Source organism: Trebonia sp. (assembly GCF_049794275.1).
GTDB lineage: Bacteria > Actinomycetota > Actinomycetes > Streptosporangiales > Streptosporangiaceae > Trebonia.
Window position 1 is genome coordinate 1 of record NZ_JBARCR010001190.1, and the last position, 2,701, is coordinate 2,701.

Annotated in this window: 4 protein-coding genes; all 4 read left to right on the plus strand. The window is 68.6% G+C overall.

Features of this window, described 5'->3' with window-relative positions; all coding sequences use genetic code 11:
- Positions 1 to 442, plus strand: a 442-nt coding sequence (locus WA805_RS29390; RefSeq protein WP_425243948.1) for a hypothetical protein, incomplete at its 5' end; no start/stop codon positions are given.
- Between the two features lie 113 nt (positions 443 to 555).
- Positions 556 to 927, plus strand: a complete 372-nt coding sequence (gene tatA, locus WA805_RS29395) for a Sec-independent protein translocase subunit TatA (RefSeq protein ID WP_422273395.1) — start codon at positions 556 to 558, stop codon at positions 925 to 927.
- A gap of 33 nt (positions 928 to 960) precedes the next feature.
- Positions 961 to 1,875: a twin-arginine translocase subunit TatC gene (gene tatC / locus WA805_RS29400; RefSeq protein ID WP_422273393.1), complete on the plus strand. Its 915-nt coding sequence runs from the start codon at positions 961 to 963 to the stop codon at positions 1,873 to 1,875.
- Positions 1,876 to 1,893: 18 nt separating this feature from the next.
- On the plus strand, positions 1,894 to 2,701 hold an 808-nt coding region (locus tag WA805_RS29405), incomplete at its 3' end, for a DEAD/DEAH box helicase (protein ID WP_425243949.1).

Here is a 2,701-nt window from a genome sequence, read left to right on the forward strand (position 1 = left end):
CGTCGCGAGCGCGGCGCTGGCGGCCGGGGTCGCCTGCTACGCGGCCATGCTCGCCTACGGCGCCGCGCAGCCGGCCCAGGCGCCGGTTTTCGAGGACCTGACGGCGTGGCTGACCGCGCACCACCTCAGCTACGGGCTCAGCGGCTATACGCAGGCCAACATCGTGACGGTGGAGGGCCAGGGGAACATCACGCTGCGCCCCGCGGGGCCGGCCGGCCCTGGCGGCCGGTTCCTCGGCGCACGGAAGTGGGAAGCGAACCGCTCCTGGTACGACCCCGCGCGGCACCGGGCGAACTTCGTGGTCGCGTCGACCGTGGGCGCCGCCGTGGTGACCAGGCCCGAGGCGATCGCGACATTCGGGCAGCCTGCGCGGACGTACCACTACCACGAGTACACGATCATGGTGTGGAACGGTAACCTGCTGGAGCGGCTGCGCTCCTGACTTCGCGGGCCAACCCGCCAATCCGAACCTGGCCGCACCACGAATGAAGTGTAGACTCAGACCCGAAATGAGTCTCGGCGTGCTGAACTCACTACTCGTTGCAGAGGACGCATATGTTTGACGGCCTGTTTGACAAACCGTGGCTGATCCTGGTCATCGTCATCCTGTTCGTCTTGATGTTCGGGTCGCGCAAGCTGCCCGGCGCGGCTCGTTCCCTCGGCCAGTCGATGCGCATTCTGAAGAAGGAAGTGTCGGGCCTCCACGAGGAGGACGAGCCTGGTGCTCCGGGCGCCCCGGCCACGGCGGACGCCACTCCGGCCGTTGCCCCGGCGCAGCTTCAGGCGCCCCCGGCCACCCCGGCTGCGACCCCGGCCGCCCCTGACGCGCAGGCGCAGATCGCAGCGCTGCAGGAGCAGCTCAACAGCCTTCAGCAGACGGTCGGCGCCAACGGCACGACCGCGACGGACAGCAAGCAGACTCGCTGACCCCTAGCCCACCCGGCTGCGGAAGAGAGGGTCATGGCCGACAAGGGCTCCGCCTTCGAAGGCGCCCGAATCGTGGGGCAGCGCTACGTACGCGCCAAGAGCCGGGAGAACCCGGACGGGCGGATGCCCCTGATGGATCATCTGCGCGAGCTGCGTAACAGGCTGCTCAAGGCGATCATCGTGATCGCGATCGGTATGGGCATCGCGCTTTACTACTCCAACCCCACGATCCAGTGGGTCATACGCCCGTTCTGCTCCGCGACCATCAACGGGCATAGCGGCTGCCACATCGTCGGTGACTCGCTCGTCGCCAACGGCGTCTTCGACCCGCTCTTCATCCGCATCAAGGTCGCCTTCTTCATCGCGCTGATCGTCACCTGCCCGGTCTGGCTGTACCAGCTCTGGGCGTTCATCGCGCCCGGCCTGTACTCCCGCGAGAAGCGCTGGGCTTACATGTTCACCGGCACCGCGGTCCCGCTGTTCGTCGGCGGCGCCTTCCTCGCCTACTACGTAATGGGCCGGGGGCTGCACTACCTGCTCGGCCTGGCGCCGCACGGGGTGCTCGTGCTGCCGAGCTTCGACACCTACCTTGGCTATTTCACCGGCATGCTGCTCGGCTTCGGCATCGCGTTCGAGCTGCCGCTGGTCCTCGCCATGCTGAACATCGCGGGCATCCTCACCCACGAGCGGTTCCGCAAGTGGCGCAAGGCGCTCATCTTCGGCGTCTTCGTGTTCGCGGGCATGGTCAACCCGAGCCCCGATCCGTGGACGATGCTCATCTTTGGCGGGCTGTGCGTGGGGCTCGTCGAGATCGCCGAGGTCTTCGTCTACTTCAACGACAAGCGCCGCGCCCGGCTGAACCCCGACCCGTACGCGGGGCTGGCCGACGACGAGCTTTCGCCGATCGACGACGTCGAGCGGGTCGACGCGGACAGCTCACATAGCTAACCGCCTAGTCTTGAGGCTATGAGCACACCGGCGGTGAGCCCGGCTGAGCAGTACGCCAGGTTCCGCGAGCGGCAGGCGGCCCCGGAGTTCACCTCGTTCCGTGAGCTCTACGACTTCGAGTTCGACCGGTTCCAGGTGGCCGCCTGCGGCGCGCTGACCGCGGGAGACGGGGTGCTCGTCGCGGCGCCCACCGGGTCGGGTAAGACCGTGGTGGGCGAGTACGCCGTCCACCTGGCGCTGCAGCAGGGCCGGAAGTGCTTTTACACCACGCCCATCAAGGCGCTGTCCAACCAGAAGTACAGCGACCTGGTGCGCCGGTACGACGCCGACACCGTGGGCCTGCTGACCGGCGACAACAGCGTCAACGGCAACGCGCCGATCGTGGTCATGACCACCGAGGTGCTGCGCAACATGCTCTACGCCGGCTCGCCGGCGCTGCGCGACCTCGGCTACGTGGTGCTCGACGAGGTGCACTACCTGGCGGACCGCGCCCGCGGCGCCGTGTGGGAAGAGGTCATCATCCACCTGCCCGAGTCGGTGCGGGTGGTGGCGCTGTCGGCGACGGTGAGCAACGCCGAGGAGTTCGGCGACTGGCTGTCCCAGGTGCGCGGCGGCACCGACGTGATCGTCGACGAGCACCGGCCGGTGCCGCTGTGGCAGCACATGCTGGTCGGCCGCCGGCTCTACGACCTGTTCACCGACGACGACCACCGCGAAGTGAACCCGGAGCTGACCACGCTGGCGCGGCGGGAGACCTACCGGGCGTCCTCGCCGGCGTCCGGCTATGGGCGGGGCCGCGGCGGCGGGCGCAGCGGCCAGGGCGGCC

What these genes read in the sequence shown, in the direction of transcription:
- tatA (WP_422273395.1), top strand. Translation starts at nt 556, where the DNA reads ATGTTTGACGGCCTGTTTGACAAACCGTGGCTGATCCTGGTCATCGTC.
- tatC (WP_422273393.1), top strand. Translation starts at nt 961, where the DNA reads ATGGCCGACAAGGGCTCCGCCTTCGAAGGCGCCCGAATCGTGGGGCAG.